Genomic DNA, 18,275 nt, shown 5'->3' with positions numbered 1-18,275 from the left:
CCTTTCGCGACAGCTTTCAATCCTGCTGCTGCCGGCGGCAAGCCGGACGGCCCTGCCGGGCGAAGATGGGCCTGACATCCAACCGTCTGAAATCGATTGATCACCAGCGCTTCGTTCTTCGGTGGCAAAACGATTGGCAACCGGGGCGGCGCTATCGGCGGTTCGATCAGCATCGGATTGAAAGCCGCTCTTGGATTTCCTCGGAATGCGCCCGCGCATCAAAACATCCCCTGCGGGCCGTTTGCTGTTTGTGAGGTCTCTTCGGCAGCTGCGGTCGGACCACCTGTCAGAAGGACGAAGGCGCGCAGCACTGGGCGTGTCGCACCAGTTTCTGGATTGTCCAACGACAGCCGTCGTCGAACCGTCGTGAATCTTTCACCTAAACGGAACGGTTCTGTCGCCTGCACCCTTCAGCATCCCGCCGAAACCAAAATGGGATGCCGACCAATGACCCTTCCGATCCTGGGCGCAGCTTTGTGCCGCAACAGCCTTGCCTCGCATGTCGATTGGCTGCGCGAAGCCCCGCGTGATCTTGAACTGCAGCATTTCGTCGATGCCGAAGTGCTGGACAGCGACTGGTCGGGCCTTGCGGCCGAGGTGAACCATTTGCTTGACGGCCACCAGGGACGCCGGGGCATACACGGGCCGTTCTGGGGCTTTACCATCGCATCATACGATCCCGAAGTGCGCCGGATCGTGGCGCGTCGGATGGATCAGGCACTGGATGTCTGCGCGGCGGTGCGCGGGACCCACGTCGTCATCCATTCGCCCTTCACCACCTGGGGCTACAACCATCGCGGCCTCTACCCTACCGACACCGACCGGATGCTGTCTGCTGCGCGCGACACGCTGGGTGCGGCGCTGAAACGGGCCAGCGACATGGGCGTGACCTTTGTCCTAGAGAACATCGAGGACATCGAGCCCAGCGACCGCGCGATGCTGTGCGAGGCGCTGGACTGGCAGGCGCTGGAGCTGTCGGTCGACACGGGGCACGCGCATTACGCCCATGTCTCGACCGGGGCACCGCCGGTGGATTTCTACATCCGCGCCGCCGGGTCTCGGCTTGGCCATATCCACCTGCAGGACGCCGATGGCTTCGCCGACCGGCACTGGCAGATCGGGCATGGCACGATCCTCTGGCAGTCGGTCTTTGCCGCCATCGCCCAGACCGGCGCCAATCCCCGCCTGATCCTGGAACTGCGCGACAAGGCAGGCGTCCTGCCCTCGGCTGCCTACCTCAAGGCGCTGGGGGTCGCGGAATGAGCCTGCTGAAATTCGTGGTCCTGTCGGATCTGCACCTTGGCCCGCCCGGAGTGCCGGTCAACGGTCTCGACACTGGTGCGCGCTTGGCCGAGGCGATCGAGGTCATCACTCGCGACCATGCCGATGCGGCTTTTGTGCTTCTGGCAGGGGACCTTGCCGACCGGGGCGAGATCGGCGCCTACCACCACTTGCGTGACCGTCTCGCGGCCCTGCCGATGTCCGTGTACATCACGCTTGGCAACCACGACGACCGGACGGCCTTCTTGTCGGTCTTCGGGTCCGAGCGCGACGATCCGCTTGGCCGCGTGTCGACCGTGGTCGATGCGGGGGGCCACAGGATCATCCTTCTAGACACGACCGAGCCGGGTCTCGTCGGAGGGCGGCTCTGCGACGGGCGGCTGAACTGGCTTGCGGAACGGCTGGACGAGGCGCGGGGCCGACCGGTCATCGTGGTTCAGCACCATCACGCCAATCCGCTGTCGCTTCCAGTGGACGAGATCATCCTGGAGAACGCCGAGGACTATCTTGCGGTCCTCCAGCGCCACCCGGAAGTCCGCCAGGTGATCGCAGGGCATGTCCATCTTCCGACAACGGCGGTTTGGCGCGGCATTCCGATGACAACGCTGGCCGGATCGCATTACTCGGTGAGCCCGCATGTGCCGGGCGTTCCGGGGCGGCAGCGGCAGCTGGAGGGACCGGCGCAGATGGCGGTGGTCCTTTTGTCCGACGACGGGGTGACAGTCCACTTCCAGGACCACTCAGATCGCCACCTGACCCTTGCGCCGGGCCTCTTCCACTAGGCCTGGGTGAAAACAGTTCCGGACGTCATTTCCGCGCGGGACAGCTGTTCTGCGCGGCTTTGGAATTTGCGATTAAGATACTGAAATATATATATTTTGTGGAAATTACTGTCGCCAATTCGTCACCGAATCGCCGCATAAGGGCGCGGCGCTGCATCTGACGCAGCCCAATCACGGAGACAGGGAAGATGACCCAGAAGCTCGCTGCCGCCGCGCTGGTGCTCGCCGCCACCGCAGGCATTGCCCATGCCGAGAAGATCAAGTTCGAATACTGGTACGGTCTGACTGGCGATCTTGGCGCCGTCGTGGCCGAGACCTGCAACCGCTTCAACGCATCCCAGGATCAGTTCGAGGCCGTCTGCATCGGCCAGGACGGCTATGAAAAGGCCGTGCAGAACACCATCGCCGCTTTCCGGGCGCAAAAGCACCCGACGCTGCTGCAGTCCTTCGACGCAGGCACCGCCGACCTGATGCTGTCGGGCGAGTTCTATCCTGTCACGAAGCTGATGGCCGACACCGGCGTCACCGTCGACTGGGCCGACTATTTCCCCGGGATCGCCAACTACTATTCGTCGTCCAAGGGCGAATTCTTCTCGATGCCCTGGAACTCGTCGACCCCGGTCTACTACTTCAACAAGGACATCTTCGCGAAGGCCGGGATCACCGAAGCCCCGCTGACCTGGGAAGGCATGGAAGCCGCCCTCGTGAAGGTCAAGGAGTCGGGCGCTGCCTGCGGTCTGGCCTATGCGCCGTCGTCCTGGATCGACCTCGAGCAGTTCTCGATGGCGCACAACGTGCCGGTCGCGTCGAACAACAACGGCTATGACGGGCTGGACACCGAACTGCTGTTCAACACCACGCTGCACGTCAAGCACATGGAAAACATCCAGCGCTGGATCGAAGGCGGCTACGCCACCATCCGCACCCAGGCCGCCGGCAAGACTGCGCGCGACAGCTTTGTCGAGGGCGAATGCGCGGTGTTCTTCTCGTCGATCGCGGACCACAACACGATCCACAAGCTGAAGCCGGCCTTTGGCTGGGACGTCCAGATCATCCCGACCTACGAAGGGGTTGAACGTCACAACACCGTCGTCGGCGGGGCCTCGCTGTGGGTTCTGTCGGGCAAGACGGATGACGAATACAAGGCCGCGGCGTCCTACCTTGCCTTCCTGGCCACCAAGCCGGAACAGCAGTTCCTTCTGGAAAACACCGGCTACATCCCGGTGACCAAGTCGACCTACGATGCACTGCTGGCCGAAGGCTTCTACGCGAAAGAGCCCTTCATCAACCGTGACATCGCGATGAAGTCGCTGACCTACACCGAGCCGGGCCCGCTGACCCGCGGCATCCGTCTGGGTGGCATGATCCAGATCCGTGCCGAATGGACCGCCGAAGTCGAGGCTGCACTGGCTGGCCAGAAGACGATGAAAGAGGCGCTGGATACCGCTGCCGCCCGTGGCAACGAGATCCTGGGCCGCTTTGCCCAGACCTATGCGGGCAAGTCCTTCCCCTGACCTGAACATCGGGGCGCGGCCAATCCGGTCGCGCCCCAGCTTTTCCAAGGGGGTCCCATGCGCCGCGCCCATTTCAAGTTCAGCTGGATCGTGCCGCTTCTGCTGGCCCCCCAGCTTCTCGTGATCTTCACCTTCTTCTACTGGCCTTCGGCGCAAGCCCTTTACTGGGCCTTCACGCTGGAACAGCCCTGGGGCGGCGGCAATACCTGGGTCGGGTTTGAAAACTTCAAGAAGGTTCTAAGCGACCCCTACTACTGGGGCTCGGTCCGGGTCTCGGTGATCTACGCACTGGCGACCACGGTGCTGGCGATGGGCATGGCCCTGACGCTGGCGCTCTTCGTCGACCGCCAGCTGGCAGGCTATCGCGCCTGGCGGATCGGGATCATCTGGCCCTATGCCGTGGCCGCCCCCGCCGTGGGCCTTGCCTTCCAGTTCGTCTTCAACCCGGGCGCGGGCATCTTCAGCTTCATCAACACGCTGTCGCCCGGCTGGTGGGACCTGTCGAAATACCCATGGCAGGCCGTCACCGCCATCGTCATCGCCGGGGCCTGGAAGCAGGTGGCCTACAGCTTCATCTTCTTCCTCGCCGCGCTGCAATCCATCCCGCGCAGCCTGACCGAGGCCGCAGCGATGGACGGTGCGCGCCCCCTGCGCCGGATGATGGACCTGCAACTGCCACTCCTCACGCCGACCTTCTTCTTCCTTCTGGTCATCAACATCACCGACAGCTTCACCGACAGTTTCGGCATCGTTGACACGCTGACCGGCGGCGGGCCGTTCCGGGCCACGGACCTGATGGTCTACAAGATCTATTCCGACGGGTTCCGGGGTTTCGACTACTCGGGTGCCGCCGCGCAATCCATCATCCTGATGTGCCTCGTCATGGCGCTGACCTTCGTCCAGTTCCGCTATGTCGAGCGGCGCGTGCACTACACCTGAGGGCTGACCCATGATCGAACGCACCCCCGTCCTGAACATCGCCACGCATCTGATCCTGGCCGTTGGGCTGGTCCTGATCCTGGTGCCGATCTGGCTGGCCTTCGTCGCGGCCACGCATGACCTGCTGGCCGTCAACACCGCCCCGGTGGAGTTCTGGCCCGGCGACCAGCTGTGGCCGAACCTGAAGGAGGCCTGGGCGCAGTCGGACTTCGGGCAGAAGTTCGTGAACACCTTCATCGTCGCCATCGGGGTCGTGGTGGGCAAGATCACGCTGGCCTGCATCACCGCATTTGCCCTCGTGTTCTTCCAGTTCCGCGGCCGGATGGTGATCTTCTGGGCGATCTTCATCACCCTGATGCTGCCCTTGGAGGTCCGCATCGTCCCCACCTACGCGGTCGCCGCCAACGCGCTGTCGCCGTTCCAGACGATCCTGGATGCCACGGGCATTTCCTGGCTGCTGAACACGCTCTCCGGCATCGAAGTCACGCTGGAGTGGAACCTCCTCAACTCCTACACCGGCCTCATCCTGCCCCTGGTCGCCACGGCCACCGGCACGTTCCTCTATCGCCAGTTCTTCCTGACCATTCCCGATGAACTGGTCGAGGCCGCGCGGATGGACGGCGCGGGGCCGCTTCGGTTCCTGTGGGACATCCTGATCCCACTCTCAAAGACCAACATCGCGGCCTTGGCGACGATCATGTTCGTCTATGCCTGGAACCAATATCTCTGGCCGCTTCTCGTGATTACCGACCGGGAAAACTTCGGCATGGTCGTCGTCCAGCTGTCCGACCTTGTCCCCGACCAACAGACCACCGGCGGCGGGACGCCCACCTGGCACCTGGCAATGGCCGCGACATTGGTCGTCATGCTGCCCCCCATCGCCATCGTCATCTTCATGCAGCGCTGGTTCGTGCGCGGCCTGATCAACACCGACAAGTGAGGCACCCATGGCCGAGATCGCCATTCGCAACGTCAGCAAGACCTATGGCAAGACCACGATCATGGAGGGGGTGTCGCTGGACATCCACAACGGCGAGTTCGTGGTGATCCTTGGCCCCTCGGGCTGCGGCAAGTCCACGCTCCTGCGCTTGATCGCCGGTCTGGAAGAGATCACCGCAGGCGAGGTCGCCATTGCCGGGCAGGTCGTGAACGATCTGGAGCCGCGCGAGCGCGGCTGCGCGATGGTCTTCCAAAACTACGCGCTTTATCCGCACATGACGGTGGCCGAGAACATCGGCTATGCGCTGAAGGTGGCGGGGGTGCCGAAGGCCGAACGGCAAGCCCGCGTGGCCGACACCGCGATGTCCGTTGGTCTTGCTGACTTCCTTGACCGCAAGCCCGGCCAGCTGTCCGGCGGCCAGCGCCAGCGGGTCGCCATGGCCCGCGCCATCATCCGCTCGCCCAAGGTCTTCCTCTTCGACGAGCCGCTGTCGAACCTCGACGCGAAGCTCCGCGTGCAGATGCGCCACGAGATCCGTCGCATCCACAACCAGATCAAGGCGACCTCGGTCTTCGTGACCCATGACCAGCACGAGGGCATGACGCTGGCCGACCGGCTGGTGGTGATGAACAAGGGCACCATCGAACAGGTCGGCACGCCGGCGGAAATCTATGACCACCCCGCCTCGACCTATGTGGCAGGCTTCATCGGCAGCCCCGCGATGAACTTCCTGCCGGGGCAATACAGCACGGCGCGTCGTGCGGTGGTCCTTGAAAGCGGAGCGGTCATAGGCCTGCCAGCAGATTTCGAGGCGGCAGACGGCCAGTTCGTGCAATTGGGAATACGGCCTGAACATGTCTCGGTCCGCGCGCCCGGCCAAGGGATGATCGATGCCCGGCTGGAGATCATCGAGGATCTGGGGGCAAATCGGCTGTGGAACCTTCAGGTCGAGGATATTCCGTTCAGCCTGATCACCGAAGCCCGCACGCAGATGGCTCCAGGCGCGTTCACCGGCCTTGCCCTTGACCTGCGACATGCGCATCTTTTCGACAGCGACAGCGACAGCGACAGCGACAGCGGGAAACGCATCAACGCCAGAACCCCGGCCGTTAGCAGGAACCCAGTCCCTGCAGTGTGAATGGGCGGTAGACGGTCCGGGACGCCAACTCTGGCAATCGGCTCCTGAAGCCAGGTGCGTGGTCTGGCTTTGCAGGCGGACGTTGTTTGCCAGATATCCGCGAACACGGGTCCTTGGTCACTTGATGCCATTCGGCCCCAGAGCCATCCTTTCGGCCGCTTCCGTCACCCGTCTTTCGTCACGTCCTGCGAGGGCGGCACGCAAGCTTGGACGTTGGGTGCGGCTCACCGGGAGTTCCAACCCCGTATCCAGCCGGCAGATCACCCGACTGCCGTCACTTTCAAGGGTCACAACATGCGCCAGCGCAACCCAATGCGAGCGGTGAACCGCTTGCCCCGGGATCACGCCAAGCGCGTCGACGGCGCGGCCGAAGGACATCAGGATCAAGGCCTCTCCGCCGCGCGTATAGACGCGCAGGTAGTGCAGTTCGGCCGAAATCGCGACGATGTCCGTCCCGATGCGGCGGGGCAAGCGCGAAAGCAGATCATGCAGCGGCTGGCTTGTCCCGGACTGTGGATTGGTGCTGTCGGCTGCGGTCGAGGCAACCTCGCTTGACGATGCATCCGCGTCATTCTGCCGAGCGATCATGATCAGGCGCGGACTGTTCAGAAGCACCCAGAACAGGACGGACGTGGCACCGCTGTCGCGCAGTTCCTGCATCAGACCGGGAACAGTGATCGGTTCAATATCCGTTGGATCGCCGACCAGAAAGGAGATCCGGTCCAAAAGCAGAAGATTGAAGACTGCAAACAGCGTGGCGCCCACCAACCCGACCGCCAATACCAGCAACAGGGGCGGTAGCCGCTCGAACACCGCTATTCGCCCGAGTGTGATCTGCGCCAACTCGAACAGGACCAATGCCGAAGCGACATGCGCCAGCCAGAAGATGAGCCGTGCAGGCAGGCCAAGCCCACTGGATGCAGAAGGTTCGCTGAGGGCAAGACCGACGGACAGAACGACGCCCGCTGCAATCAGGTAGCCCGTCCAGGAATTGCGGGGATCGATGTGCGCAACAAGGCCATCGAGCAACGAGGTGGTCGGTCTGCTGGACAATGTATTCTGCTCGCACGCTTCAGTTTTCCGAAAGCTAGCTGAGCAACGACCGGTTTCAAACCGCCACATGAGCCATTCATGCAGTGATGCTGTTCGTTCGTGCAGATCGGCTGGCACGGATAGGCGAACGAGGGCAGCACCGGTCGGACCGGTCGCAGGACCGCGCTCGTTCAAGCAGGTGCCCGACCGATGAAGCCGACGAATCCGCTGCGAACTGCCGTGCAGACGGCTGCGCCACCGGTGCGCCGTCTTGCGGGGCGTACCGACGCAGTGATCATCGTCCTTCTTGTCCTGACGGTTCTGGCTACCGCCCCAGACAACCGGCGGACCGGAAGCACATTGCAGGTCGTTCTGCCACTGATCGCTCTTGGCTGCGCGGCAACAGGCGGAAAAACGCTCGATAGTCTCGGTCGGTTTGCCGTGCTGCAAGTTGGCGTCAAGGGATCGAAGCAGCTGTTCGGTGATAGTCCGATCAGTGTTCGTCCGGATGGCGGAGACGGGGGCTTTCCATCAGGGCATACGGCGGTGGCGACCTTTGGTGCGGTGCAGGTGATCAGACACTGCGCCCCGCTTCATCCGGTCACAAACGCAGCTGCGGTTGCGGCCGCGGCGTTTACCGGTGGCTCAAGGATCGAATCCGGGCGCCATAGCCTTTGGCAGACCATGGCTGGCGCCATCTGGGGCTGGGCGATTGCCTGTCTTCCCCTGCGCGGCTTGCGCGGTCTGGGCCGCTGGATCAGGCGGGTCCGGGGCCGTCATGTCTGATCTGGATATGCGGCCGTCCTCTGCCTCTGTCTTGGCGAGCAATAGCATGGGCGCAACCGATGCCGTTCCCAGCTTTCGCAGCGATGCAATTGAACGCCAGACGTCACGGGTCCTTGGGTCCATTCTTCTCAGCTTCGCAGTCTTTGCGATCTGGCCGGAACTCGACCTGCGCGTTTCAGAAGCCTTCTTTGCTCCGGTGACCGGCTTTGTCATCGACGGCAATCCGGTGACCGAAGCGCTGCGCATGGCCATCTGGTACGGTGCAATCGTGCTTTGCCTTGGTGCCGCCCTCGGCGCTGCCTTCGGAATGGCCGGTCATCAGATCATCCTGCCAACCCGAGCCTGGGGCTATATCGTGGCTCTCTACGTTCTTGGCCCAGGTCTTATGGTCGAGATGCTGACGAAGCCGCTCTGGGGTCGGGCACGACCGGCGCATATTGCCGACTTCGGTGGATCGCTGCCCTTCAGCCCGCCGAATGTCCTGGTCGATGTCTGTGCGCGGAACTGTTCCTTTGTTTCGGGAGAAGTCTCAGGTGCTACGGTGACGGCAGTGACCCTCCTGCTCCTTCGCCTTCACTTGAAGCCCAGGCTGAGCAACGGGATATCGATCCTGCTGCTGGCGGCTGCCGCGTGCCTGCCGCTTGCGGTCGCCTTGCAGCGCGTTGCTGCTGGTCGACACTACTTGTCGGACACCGTCTTTGCGGTGCTGTTCACCCTTCTCCTTGCTTTGTCGCTGTCGTTCCTTCTGCGTCCCTTGTCGCACAGACCGCTTCGGCCGAAACGGAAACCAGCCGCGGTTCGGGCAAAACCGTCCTGAAGAACACACGCCGTGGCCTATTGGGCCACTTCCTTTCTCTTTGATGGCGATCAGCCCCTTTTCAGCGGCGACTAAGCTGTAACTTGCCGCTCCCGGTGCTCCAGCGCCCGCTCCTGGGCCACCAGCCGCTGTCCGGTCGCCATCTTTGCCACCTGGTCACAACTGCCCAAGGTTGGTTAGGCAGTTGTGGGCCAATTGGCGGCGCGTTGGTGAATGTCCGGCGCTGGTCATATGGCCGCCTCATTGGGAACGGATCGCTGGCGCGCACTGTTTGGCTTGGACCTCGTAGCTTTGAAGGACCATGCCAGGATTCGGGTCATTGGCCGCGGGCTGGTCACTTCGCGCGCCCTTCACCTGAAGGATCTCCGCGAAGCTATCGCGTCCTTTACGAAATGCTCTCTCGACTTCTCGATGCGCAGTTGCGTCTTGCCTACCCCTTGACCGCCCCGGTGACCATTGAGCCGGTAATGCGGCGATACATCACCAACCCCAGAACCAACGGCGGCAAGGCGGCGACGATCATGACAGCGGCTGCCGCCGCCCATTGCACGCCGCCGCCCGACGTCGCGAAGAAGAACGAAGCCCCGACGGTCATCGGCACCGCATCCCGCGTGGTCAGCATGAGGCCGAACAGGAACTCGTTCCAGGCGGTGATGAAACCGAAGACGAAGGTCGTTATCAGCGCAGGCCGACACAGCGGCAGCACGACCTTGAAAAGAAGCCGCGGCAGGCGGGCGCCGTCCACGTAAGCGGCCTCTTCGATCTCGGCCGGGATGTCGGCCACGGCGTTCACCAGAAGCATCAGGGCAAGCGGCAGGTTCACCACCGCCAGGATCAGCCCCAATCCAAGCCGGGTGTCCAAAAGCCCCGCGACCGAGAACATCATGTACAATGGTATGGCAAAGATGATCAGCGGCAGTGCCCGCAGGTTCACGACCAGCGGGAACAGCACGCCTCGGCCAATATTGCGCCGCACCATGGCCCAGGCGATCGGAAAGGCCACGATCATCGGCAGCACCGCTCCGATCAGCGCCGCGACGGTCGAGTTCCAGAGGTAGTGATAGACATTCAGCCGGTCGCTGACGGTCAGGACTGTCGCAAAGTTCTCCAGCGTCGGAGCCTCGATCCAAAGCGAGGGGTTGCGATTGACTTCGGCGGGGGACTTGAAGGCCGTGACCAGCGTGGCAAGGACCGGAAAGTTCATCACGAAGGCCGCCAGGACGAAGACGATCCAGCGCAGGGTCAGGCGGGGAGGCCTCATGTCGTGGCCTTTCGGGTCAGTCGCTGGGCGACAGCCAGCATGAGGAAGGCCGTCAGGAACAGAAGGATCGCCGCCGCCATCGCCTTGCCGATCTCGCCCCGTCGCAGGAAGCTTTCGTAGATGTAGATCGACATTGACGTCGTCGCGCCGCCCGGCCCGGCGCCGACCAGAGTGTAGATGTTGTCGAAGACGCGGAACCCGTCGATGAAGCGGACGAAGAGCGCGACGTAGAGGGTCGGCATCATCAGCGGCAGTTCGATCTTGCGGAACCTCAGCCAGGGTCTGGCGCCGTCAACCGCCGCCGCCTCGCGGATATCTTCGGGGATCGCCTGGTAGGCGGTCAGGAACAGCAGGAAGGCGAAAGGAGTCCACTGCAGGGTTTCTGCCAGGACCACGGTCGCAAAGACATTGGCTGGGCCAAGGAACGACGGGGACCAGCCAAACCACTGGTACAGATAGTAGGGCAGGGGGCCTGCGAATTCATGCAGGACCAACCGGTACATCAGCCCCATCATCGCCGGAGCCACGATCATCGGGATGATCAGGACGGCGACTGTCCAGCCATGCTGGCGGACCAGAGGCGCAAGGTAGATGGCAAGCGCGAGCCCAATTGCGCATTGCAGGACAGCTGTAATCACCCCGAAGCGCAGCGAAAACCACGCCGCCTGCCAGAACGTCGGATCGGCCAGCACATCGCGGAAGTTTGTCAGCCCAGAGAATTGAGGGCTTGTCAGCGTCTCGAACGAGGTTTCCGAAAAGCCGTAAACCAGGCTCAGCACGGTCGGGAACCCAAGGATCGCCAGCAGGAACAGCACGATCGGCGCTGCAAGGATGGCGTTTTCGGTGGACCGGCGGGGCGTCATTCTCTCTCCCAAGGGTGGATGCGGGCGATCATGCCGCCCGCACCCGCTTCTGTCACTTCAAGAGATCGGTCATCGCCGCCGTGGTGTTCTTCAGCGCCGTGTCCAAGTCCTGCGTCCCGGCCCAGAAGCCGGTGAACTCTTTCGCCTGGGCCTCGTAGACCGACAGCGCCTTTTCCGACGTGCCGCCGTTCATAACGAAGCCGTAGGTCGAAGCGTATTCGCCGACCTGCACCAGATCGGGCCGGTCTGCCGCCAGCTTGGCCGCCGTTTCCGCCGCAAGGCCCGGTGCACCGCCCGCCTTGGCATAGGCGAGCGCGGCTTCCTCGGTCGAGAGCCACTGCAGGAAGGCAATCGCCCCTTCCTTGTTCTCGGCCGCCTTGTTCAGGCCAAGGCCAAGGCCGTGGATGTGGGTGAACTTGCCGTCCGGTCCTGCGGGCGGCGCCGTGGTGCCGGTAGCGGCCTGGGCCGCCGTCAACTCGCTGGCTGCCGCGTTCCATTGCACCATCGCCGCGACCTGGCCCGACGCGTAGGCCGCGTTGGCCTCGGCATATTCATAGCTGGTCGAGTCGGGCGGGGTGGCACCCAGGTCGAACAGCAATTTCGCCTGGGACAGCGCGGTGCGGAAGGCTTCGCTGTCAACGGTGATGTTCCCGGCATCATCCATCCAGTTGCCGCCGTAGCTACGCGGCCAGGAATGGAAGACCATCATGTTGAACAGAAGGTTCTTGGCCTGGATCACCGTGCCATAGCGCGTCGGGCTGTCGGGGTTGACCGACTGGCTGAAGTAGAGCGCGTTGGCGACGAAATCCTCCCAGGTCCATTCTGCCGGCGCCTTCGGCTCCATCGCCTTGCCGAGGTGCTGCTGGCTGATTTCGGCATACTTCGCCTTGGCCGCGTCATCGGCCAGAAGGGCGTCGATCAGGTCCTGGCGGAAGTAAAGGAAATGCAGCGACAGGTCGGTCGGCACACCGTACTGTTGGCCATCGAACTGCATGGTCTTCAGGACAGTGTCGCCGAACACCGCGCCTGCCTGATCCGAAAGAGTGATGGGTTCCATGAAGGGCGCATAGCGGCCGATCGAGTAGGTCGCGATCAGGTTCACGTCGAAGGCCGTGCTGCCTGCCGCAAGGTCCACCTGCAGCTTGTCGAAGAAGCCATCGCGCGAGGTGAACAGAAGCTCGACCTTGTTCTCCTCGGCGACGTCGGCCTTGGCGTTGTAGATCTCGGTCACGGCACGCAACGCGGCTTCCTCGGGGCCGCCGGGCCAGCCCAGAACGGTGACTTCGGCCTCTGCCACCGTCCCGGCCAGAAGTGCCAGCGCCGCTGTCCCGGCGCGGAGTATTGTCTTGCAGGTCATGGGGTCTCCTCTCTGTTTGGTTGTTTTCGTTTTGCGAGATCGGCAATCCCGATGACGCCGGCATCCCTGCCCAACGCCGCGGGAACAAGTGTCGGGCGCACCAGGGGCTGGAAATGCGCCACCGCCCGGGCCACACGGTCAATGTAGCCGGAAGCCAACCCGACGCCACCGCCGATCACGGTATAGCGCGGGTCGAACATCAGTTGCAGATCGTGACAGAGCCGCGCCACGCGGGCGGCCGAGGTCTCGATCACCGCATCGGCCTCGGCATTCCCCGCGGCCGCGGCGGCAAAGACGGCGCGCGCATCGGGTGCAAGTCCAAGCCGCGCGCCTTCGGTCGCGATCCAGCGGCCCGAGGCCTGGTCCTCGAACCGGGTCTCGGGGCCTTCGGGCAGGGGCAGGATCTGCCCGAAATGCCCCGCGACGCCGCCCCGACCCTGCAGAAGACGCCCATCCGCCACGACACCGCCGCCAACACCGGTAGACACCGTCAGAAAGACGATGTCCTTGCCCTGGCCCGCACCATGGGCGTACTCGCCCCAGGCCGCAGCCTGCGCGTCATTGGCCAGAACCACGGGTACGCCAAGGGCGGCCTGAGCCTCATCCTGCAACGGGAAACGGCCTTCGAAGGCCAGCGTGCCTGGGTTCAGTGCGCGCCAATGGTTGTCCTTGATCAGCCCGGTCACGGTGATGCCCGCCCTGTCGAACTGGCCGTCCCAGCGTCGGGCCAGGTCTGCCATCTGCGCCACCCAGGACCTTGGCCCCGCCTCACGGTCGGTCGCAGCCTCGATCCGGTCAAGCACCGTGGTGCCCTCGACCAGCGCAACAAGAAGCTTGGTGCCGCCGAGGTCCACCGCCAGCGTGCGTTTCTCGGTGGCAGCGGCTGCCGGTACTGCCTGCGCCTCGGCCATGGCCGCGACGAACCAGCCGGTCACATGCTCGGTCCGGGTGATGGCCGATCCCGCGACCACCGCATCCGCCCCCGCAGCCAATGCCTGCGCCGCCAGTGCCGGGCTGTGATACCGCCCCTCGGCGACAACGAAACCGCCAGTCCGGCGCAAGGCCGATACGAGGTGCAGGTCGGGTGTGTCCGGCACCGGCCCGCCAGTATACCCCGACATGGTCGAGCCCAGGACCTCAACGCCCAACGCCCGCGCTGCCACCCCGTCTTCGGGAAAGGCGCAGTCGGCCATGGCGAGCCGTCCCGCTGCATGGATCGCTGCCACAAGATCGGCGCGCGGCACCGGACGCTGAAAATCGGTTGCGTCGAAGGCGATGATGTCGGCACCGGCCGCGGCAAGCGCTGCGACATCTTCAAGTAACGGGGTGATCCGAACCGGTGAGCCCGGCAAGTCGCGCTTGATCAGACCGATCACTGGCGCCTGCGTCAACCGACGGACGGCACGCAGGTTCTCGACGCCCTCGATGCGCAGGCCGCGCGCCCCGCCCGAAAGCGCTGCTAGAGCAAAGGCCGCAACGATGTCGGGGCGATCCATTGGCCCGCCCGGGACAGGCTGACAAGAAACAACAAGCCCTCCGCGCAACTTGTCCAGAAGACCAGGCATGATTCCCTCCGCTTCGGCAAGCCTGTGAATTCAGCCACTGGTATGCAACTTGAATTCGACTGGTATGCACCGTTTAGCGGTGGATATCCGTCAGGAATTCATACAGTGCGCCATTGTAGCGGGTTTCGGTAAATTCAACCGCGCGCCCATCCGCCAGGCAGCACCGCCGTTCGATGATCAGAAGCGGCGCCCCGGCTTCCGCCTCAAGGAACTCCGCTTCGATCTCTGTCATCACGCCTGCCCGGATGCGCTGTGTTCCCTGAACCGGGCCACAGCCCCGGGCGCGAAGCGTGTCGTACAAGGAATCTTCGACCAGATCTCCCGACGGCAGGATGGCCTGTGGAACTGTCGCTCTTTCGATCGCAAGCGGACGTCCATCTGCAGTGCGGACCCTGACTAGCCGGACCACCCGATCGTTGGTGGAAAGGCCCAAAGACATGGCTTCGGTGGGCGTTGGCAAAACGGTCTGACGCGAAATCCAACGATGGCCAGGCACGTTGCCGCGTGCGATCAACTCCTCGGAAAAGCCCGTGACTGCGGAAAGCGCCTTTTGAACGCGGTCGGCCACGCGCGTCTGCGACCCCTGCTGGCGCCGTACGCGACCTTCCCGGGCAATCAGTTCAAGGCCCCGACGCACAGTGACGCGACTGATCCCCAGTTCTGCTGCCAGACGACGCTCGCTGGGCAAGACCTGCCCCCCGGCAGCTTCCGTGACTGCCATTGCTTCAATGAGGGCATCCGCGAGCCTCTGGTAGATCGGCTTGTCGGCCGGAGACGTGGACATGACCGTCCGCAAGTGATTGACGAGTGTTGATGTGTCGGGCACGGATCGAACCACCTGCAATTTGGTAGCTACCAGTTAGAATGCCACTCTCCACCGGTCAAGTTGGTACTGACTTCGCAAGCCAACCCATCGAACTGATGTGGAAGAAGGTCATCGTGACCAAGTCGCGGCTTCCTGACCCGCAGTCGAGCGATACCGGATGAGGAACTGTCTACACTCCTGCCTTAGCGGTCGCGTGGTCAGAGGTTGACCTTTGTGGTTATCGCGAACTTGTCTGCAGGAAACCACCTGCGACCGCTTCGTGTCCCGCCTTGACGAGCCGTTCGGCTCCGCTTACCTACCAAAGACAGCGCGGGCGTTGTGTAATGGTAAGACCTTAGCCTTCCAAGCAAGTGTGTTGAGTTGCATGGAGTAGCATAGAACCACTAATAGTTTCATCTAGTTCATTTTTATCTTGCATCTTGTCGCGTGGAGTTGCGCCCTGTAGCGTGGCGTTACCTACAAAAGGCCGACAAAATGCGCAAGCTCACAGAGACCTTTGTCAGCAAGCTTCCACTCGCAAAAGAGGGTACCACGAAGCACTGGGACCCTGAGATCAAGGGCCTGGTTCTGTTCGTCGGGAAGGCCTCGAAGACCTGGTATTTCCAGAAGGACGTGGGTGGCCAAACCCGACGCGTGATGATCGGGCGCTACCCGGCAATCTCTGCTGCGGCGGCCCGGGAAACGGCGCTGGAGTTCATGCTGGAATGGGGCAGGGGGGCCGGCAAGTCGATCCAGATCGGTGCGCCGACTTTGGGCAAGGCGCTGGACGCCTATCTCGCTAGGCCGAAGCTCAGATCGGACGTGCACAAGAACCTTCTGCGACAGCAGTTCGGTTTGCATTTAAAGGACTGGCTGAAGCTACCGCTGACCGAGATCACGAGGGCCATGGTGGTCGAGCGGCACCGCTCGCTTGCTGCGACCCCCTCAGGCGCCAACCACCTTCTCAAGTATGTCCGGACAGTCTGGAATCATGCTCGGCGCACCCATGACCTACCAGAAAGCCCGACCATGGCCATCGAGTGGTTCGAGGAGCAGCCGAACGGCGACGTGATCGAGGACCTCAAGGCCTGGCGCAGGACCATCGATGCCCTGCCCAATCCGATCCACCAGGTGTTCTACGAGTTCATCCTTGCGACGGGGCTCCGCAAGACGGAGGCCTTCACGCTGGAGTGGAAGCACGTTCACGACGACCGCATCTATCTCCCGATGACGAAGAACGGGAGGGCCTTCGACTTGCCCATCGTTCCTAGGCATCTCGAGATCCTTGAGCCTGTCCGCGGCCTCAACAAGAAGTGGGTCTTCCCTTCGAACAAGTCCGAGACGGGATACATCGGGCGACCAGTGCGCCTTCGTTGGAGCCCGCATGCGCATCGCAGGACCTTCGCAACTGTCGCAATGGAAGCAGGGGTTCTCGAGGAGATCGTTGGGCGGTTGTTGAACCACACACCGAAGTCCATTACCGGACAGCGCTACACCAAGCCTTCTCTCGACGCGCTCAGGCCCGCGATGCAGACTGTCATTCAGGAATTGATCACGCGGGGGGCGCTCCGCTGACTATCTTGGACCGCGTACATGCCTGACGATCCGGAAAACGACATACTGTCCGCAGAGATGCTGGAGCAGCTGCTCGGCGGAGTCGATCGGGATGTGCAACAGCAGCGCCTAAACTCCTTTGGGTTCGTCGCCGACATCGTTGAGGAGTACAGTTCGTTCAAGAGTTCAACTCAAGGTATCGACCTTTCTCGCATTCCAGAGGTCCTGGCGGTCATTTGTCCTGAAGGGCAGCCGGCGCGCTTAGTCGAGAAGAGTGAGGTGGCGTGGCGCCAAGGGCTTGTCAGCTTCTGTATGCCGGACGCAGAAGACGTCTTCGGCGAGATTGCCTCGGCCCATTTAGCCGCACTGACGGCGATCTTTGCCCGTTGGTCAGATCACGAGATGGACCTTGTCCACGATCGAACTCTGGAACCTGCTCACGCGGTGCATCGCGGCGCGTTTCTGGCACCGTCTCTGCCCATTCATGAACGTGAGTTCCTCGCCCAGAGCGGGATCGACGCAGTCCTCAAGCCGATCCATCTCGCGCAGATGGGATGTCGGCAAGTTCTTTATCGGGCCATCCGGGAGACACACATGGCCGGGAGGTGGGTTGGGTTTCGCCCAACACACACCGGCAGCTATGCGCTGATTGCCACGGGCTCTGGCTTCGATGGCAGTGGCGACTACTCTGTCGATCGGAGCACCTATCTGAGTGGGTTTGGGTACGAAGAAGACGAAGTCGATGCCGGATTTAGACACCGACCTCAATACATGGATCAGCATAACTGGCTGTTTTTCGATGCGGCGCAGCTTCGGATTTTTGCTCCCAGCCTTCTGAAAACGAACGCGCCACTGAAGGCCAACGGGCGTGGACGAAAATCGCTCAACGCTCTTGATCTTAGGTTTGTCAGGGAGGCAGAGCAGCTTCTGGTATCTGGTTACGCTTCCAAGAAAACCCAAGCAGCACAGCAAGTGGTCGATAAGTGGGGACGCGCTATTCAAGGCAACAGCCGAAAAGCAAGGGTTCGTCGCATTGCCCGGAAGATGGGCAAGCTTGTTCCCAACGGCGATGAGATGAACTGAGTTCAGCGCACCCATTTAAGTCCATTTTCGTCAATTGTGTTCAAAGCCTCCCCGGCCAACGCGTGGCATCACTGCGCCACAACCATGAACACGGAGGCACGCATGGCCCAGGATAACTCGGAGCGACTGCTCAGTAGAACGGAAGTGGAAGAGCGCTTTGGCGTCAAAAAGCGTTTTCTGGAGGTCGTCGCATCACGCGGCGTTGGACCTCGGGTGGTACGGTTCGGCCGGTCAGTCCGGTATCGCGTCAAAGACATTGAGGACTGGATCGAGGCTTGTGCACGCGAAGGTGGCAAGTGATGGCGCCCGTGAAAATGGACCTCAAGAGAGCAGCCGAGCAAAAGGCAATCGAGGAGAAGCTGGTTTCCCCGGTGGCGATCGTGGTACTGAGCCGCCTTCTGCATCATCACAACCTGAAGACTGGCAGGTGCTACCCTAGGGTCAGGACTCGTTCTTGCTTCATAGCCAGAACATGACAGTTGCAGCGAGAGCGACGGCGGAGAGGAAGACCTTGTGGCACCTGTCGTATCGGGTAGCAACACGTCGCCAGTCCTTCAG

At 62.5% G+C, this 18,275-nt stretch carries 17 protein-coding genes and 1 pseudogene; 11 read left to right on the top strand and 7 right to left on the bottom strand.

What is annotated here, in order from left to right; all coding sequences use genetic code 11:
- Positions 1 to 447 precede the first annotated feature (447 nt).
- From AC2EAL_RS14775 to AC2EAL_RS14750, 6 genes are all read left to right on the top strand, one after another.
- Complete coding sequence (locus AC2EAL_RS14775; RefSeq protein WP_484725001.1) at positions 448 to 1,263, top strand: sugar phosphate isomerase/epimerase family protein; 816 nt, start codon at positions 448 to 450, stop codon at positions 1,261 to 1,263.
- Positions 1,260 to 2,063, top strand: coding sequence for a phosphodiesterase (locus tag AC2EAL_RS14770; protein WP_484725000.1), 804 nt, complete (start codon positions 1,260 to 1,262; stop codon positions 2,061 to 2,063). The genes AC2EAL_RS14775 and AC2EAL_RS14770 overlap by 4 nt, the downstream gene beginning before the upstream one ends.
- A 188-nt stretch (positions 2,064 to 2,251) precedes the next feature.
- Positions 2,252 to 3,577, top strand: a complete 1,326-nt coding sequence (locus AC2EAL_RS14765; RefSeq protein ID WP_484724999.1) for an extracellular solute-binding protein — start codon at positions 2,252 to 2,254, stop codon at positions 3,575 to 3,577.
- 57 nt (positions 3,578 to 3,634) lie between these two features.
- On the top strand, positions 3,635 to 4,516 hold the full coding sequence (locus AC2EAL_RS14760; RefSeq protein ID WP_484724998.1) for an ABC transporter permease subunit: 882 nt from the start codon (positions 3,635 to 3,637) through the stop codon (positions 4,514 to 4,516).
- A 10-nt stretch (positions 4,517 to 4,526) separates the two neighbouring features.
- The gene (locus AC2EAL_RS14755; protein WP_484724997.1) at positions 4,527 to 5,456 is read left to right on the top strand and encodes an ABC transporter permease subunit; all 930 of its coding nucleotides are present in this window, start codon (positions 4,527 to 4,529) and stop codon (positions 5,454 to 5,456) included.
- 7 nt (positions 5,457 to 5,463) lie between these two features.
- Positions 5,464 to 6,594 carry an ABC transporter ATP-binding protein gene (locus AC2EAL_RS14750; protein WP_484724996.1) on the top strand — a complete coding sequence of 377 codons (1,131 nt, stop codon included), beginning with the start codon at positions 5,464 to 5,466 and terminating at the stop codon, positions 6,592 to 6,594.
- Positions 6,595 to 6,711: 117 nt separating this feature from the next.
- Here the strand turns inward: AC2EAL_RS14750 and AC2EAL_RS14745 are convergent, their stop codons facing one another.
- Positions 6,712 to 8,076: a LytTR family DNA-binding domain-containing protein gene (locus AC2EAL_RS14745; RefSeq protein WP_484724995.1), complete on the bottom strand. Its 1,365-nt coding sequence runs from the start codon at positions 8,074 to 8,076 to the stop codon at positions 6,712 to 6,714.
- Here AC2EAL_RS14745 and AC2EAL_RS14740 point away from each other — a divergent pair.
- Together AC2EAL_RS14740 and AC2EAL_RS14735 are read left to right on the top strand one after the other, a co-directional pair.
- On the top strand, positions 8,068 to 8,412 hold the full coding sequence (locus AC2EAL_RS14740) for a phosphatase PAP2 family protein (RefSeq protein ID WP_484724994.1): 345 nt from the start codon (positions 8,068 to 8,070) through the stop codon (positions 8,410 to 8,412). The two genes, AC2EAL_RS14745 and AC2EAL_RS14740, sit on opposite strands and share 9 nt — an antisense overlap.
- Positions 8,413 to 8,458: 46 nt before the next feature.
- Positions 8,459 to 9,229, top strand: coding sequence for a phosphatase PAP2 family protein (locus tag AC2EAL_RS14735; RefSeq protein WP_484724993.1), 771 nt, complete (start codon positions 8,459 to 8,461; stop codon positions 9,227 to 9,229).
- Positions 9,230 to 9,659: 430 nt separating this feature from the next.
- Here AC2EAL_RS14735 and AC2EAL_RS14730 read toward each other — a convergent pair whose 3' ends face one another.
- From AC2EAL_RS14730 to AC2EAL_RS14710, 5 genes are all read right to left on the bottom strand, one after another.
- Positions 9,660 to 10,490 (bottom strand): carbohydrate ABC transporter permease, encoded by an 831-nt coding sequence (locus tag AC2EAL_RS14730; protein WP_484724992.1) that lies wholly within the window; start codon positions 10,488 to 10,490, stop codon positions 9,660 to 9,662.
- A complete protein-coding gene (locus AC2EAL_RS14725) occupies positions 10,487 to 11,353 on the bottom strand; it encodes a carbohydrate ABC transporter permease (protein ID WP_484724991.1) in 867 nt (288 codons plus the stop codon). Before AC2EAL_RS14725 ends, AC2EAL_RS14730 begins: the two co-directional genes overlap by 4 nt.
- Before the next feature lie 52 nt (positions 11,354 to 11,405).
- A complete protein-coding gene (locus AC2EAL_RS14720; protein WP_484724990.1) occupies positions 11,406 to 12,710 on the bottom strand; it encodes an ABC transporter substrate-binding protein in 1,305 nt (434 codons plus the stop codon).
- A complete protein-coding gene (locus AC2EAL_RS14715; protein WP_484724989.1) occupies positions 12,707 to 14,275 on the bottom strand; it encodes a putative N-acetylmannosamine-6-phosphate 2-epimerase in 1,569 nt (522 codons plus the stop codon). The genes AC2EAL_RS14720 and AC2EAL_RS14715 overlap by 4 nt, the downstream gene beginning before the upstream one ends.
- A gap of 73 nt (positions 14,276 to 14,348) precedes the next feature.
- On the bottom strand, positions 14,349 to 15,059 hold the full coding sequence (locus AC2EAL_RS14710) for a GntR family transcriptional regulator (protein ID WP_484724988.1): 711 nt from the start codon (positions 15,057 to 15,059) through the stop codon (positions 14,349 to 14,351).
- A gap of 516 nt (positions 15,060 to 15,575) precedes the next feature.
- Between AC2EAL_RS14710 and AC2EAL_RS14705 the strand changes: the two genes are divergently transcribed.
- From AC2EAL_RS14705 to AC2EAL_RS14695, 3 genes are all read left to right on the top strand, one after another.
- Positions 15,576 to 16,655 carry a tyrosine-type recombinase/integrase gene (locus tag AC2EAL_RS14705; RefSeq protein WP_484724987.1) on the top strand — a complete coding sequence of 360 codons (1,080 nt, stop codon included), beginning with the start codon at positions 15,576 to 15,578 and terminating at the stop codon, positions 16,653 to 16,655.
- A gap of 18 nt (positions 16,656 to 16,673) precedes the next feature.
- The gene (locus AC2EAL_RS14700) at positions 16,674 to 17,717 is read left to right on the top strand and encodes a hypothetical protein (protein ID WP_484724986.1); all 1,044 of its coding nucleotides are present in this window, start codon (positions 16,674 to 16,676) and stop codon (positions 17,715 to 17,717) included.
- Between the two features lie 102 nt (positions 17,718 to 17,819).
- A complete protein-coding gene (locus tag AC2EAL_RS14695; RefSeq protein WP_484724985.1) occupies positions 17,820 to 18,017 on the top strand; it encodes a helix-turn-helix transcriptional regulator in 198 nt (65 codons plus the stop codon).
- Between the two features lie 159 nt (positions 18,018 to 18,176).
- On the opposite strand, the pseudogene AC2EAL_RS14690 reads toward AC2EAL_RS14695, so the two are convergent.
- A pseudogene (locus AC2EAL_RS14690) lies at positions 18,177 to 18,275 on the bottom strand (IS5/IS1182 family transposase); the annotation flags it as partial.

The sequence above is a fragment of the Tabrizicola sp. T74 genome, assembly GCF_057219935.1.
Note: the sequence above shows the minus strand (reverse complement) of the source record. Positions and strands in the feature narration are given on the sequence as shown.

Coding starts and splice junctions, on each gene's coding strand:
- AC2EAL_RS14760 (WP_484724998.1), top strand. CDS start 3,635: ATGCGCCGCGCCCATTTCAAGTTCAGCTGGATCGTGCCGCTTCTGCTG.
- AC2EAL_RS14750 (WP_484724996.1), top strand. CDS start 5,464: ATGGCCGAGATCGCCATTCGCAACGTCAGCAAGACCTATGGCAAGACC.
- AC2EAL_RS14710 (WP_484724988.1), bottom strand. CDS start 15,059: ATGTCCACGTCTCCGGCCGACAAGCCGATCTACCAGAGGCTCGCGGAT.
- AC2EAL_RS14770 (WP_484725000.1), top strand. CDS start 1,260: ATGAGCCTGCTGAAATTCGTGGTCCTGTCGGATCTGCACCTTGGCCCG.
- AC2EAL_RS14755 (WP_484724997.1), top strand. CDS start 4,527: ATGATCGAACGCACCCCCGTCCTGAACATCGCCACGCATCTGATCCTG.
- AC2EAL_RS14720 (WP_484724990.1), bottom strand. CDS start 12,710: ATGACCTGCAAGACAATACTCCGCGCCGGGACAGCGGCGCTGGCACTT.
- AC2EAL_RS14775 (WP_484725001.1), top strand. CDS start 448: ATGACCCTTCCGATCCTGGGCGCAGCTTTGTGCCGCAACAGCCTTGCC.
- AC2EAL_RS14705 (WP_484724987.1), top strand. CDS start 15,576: ATGCGCAAGCTCACAGAGACCTTTGTCAGCAAGCTTCCACTCGCAAAA.
- AC2EAL_RS14700 (WP_484724986.1), top strand. CDS start 16,674: ATGCCTGACGATCCGGAAAACGACATACTGTCCGCAGAGATGCTGGAG.
- AC2EAL_RS14735 (WP_484724993.1), top strand. CDS start 8,459: ATGGGCGCAACCGATGCCGTTCCCAGCTTTCGCAGCGATGCAATTGAA.
- AC2EAL_RS14695 (WP_484724985.1), top strand. CDS start 17,820: ATGGCCCAGGATAACTCGGAGCGACTGCTCAGTAGAACGGAAGTGGAA.
- AC2EAL_RS14730 (WP_484724992.1), bottom strand. CDS start 10,490: ATGAGGCCTCCCCGCCTGACCCTGCGCTGGATCGTCTTCGTCCTGGCG.
- AC2EAL_RS14715 (WP_484724989.1), bottom strand. CDS start 14,275: ATGCCTGGTCTTCTGGACAAGTTGCGCGGAGGGCTTGTTGTTTCTTGT.
- AC2EAL_RS14725 (WP_484724991.1), bottom strand. CDS start 11,353: ATGACGCCCCGCCGGTCCACCGAAAACGCCATCCTTGCAGCGCCGATC.
- AC2EAL_RS14765 (WP_484724999.1), top strand. CDS start 2,252: ATGACCCAGAAGCTCGCTGCCGCCGCGCTGGTGCTCGCCGCCACCGCA.